Source organism: Pseudomonas sp. 10C3 (assembly GCF_036346185.1).
In the GTDB taxonomy this organism is placed as follows: domain Bacteria; phylum Pseudomonadota; class Gammaproteobacteria; order Pseudomonadales; family Pseudomonadaceae; genus Aquipseudomonas.
Map to the genome: position 1 here is coordinate 1 of NZ_JASJVE010000093.1, position 327 is coordinate 327.

A 327-nucleotide genomic window follows, 5' to 3' on the forward strand; every position below is an offset into this window, starting at 1 on the left:
CGGGCCGCGCTTGCGACGTCTTGAGCAAGACCCGAAAGCGCGCGCACAACGCTGCCAGAGCCCGGACTTGCGCAGTTTGCGAGACAAATTCAAGCGTGTGTTCCTCGATAAACCGGACGGCGTGGCAATGCTCGAAGCGTTCAGCGCATTCGACGCCTATGACGCGGCCAACCAGTCTGCGGCGGGCGCGGCGCATGTCGCCAGGCTCAACCTCAGCTCGCACGCCTTCCCGGTTAGCCTGGTCGCCCCGCAACGCGCCCGCCAACCCGGTTACGAATGGCTGCTCGACCAGCCGGGCCGTTACCTGTGCGACCTGAGCGGGCAGTT

The 327-nt window shown here is 65.7% G+C and carries 1 protein-coding gene; it reads left to right on the forward strand.

What is annotated here, in order from left to right; all coding sequences use genetic code 11:
* Positions 1–327, forward strand: a 327-nt coding sequence (locus tag QN399_RS26270) for a hypothetical protein (RefSeq protein ID WP_330201936.1), incomplete at both ends; no start/stop codon positions are given.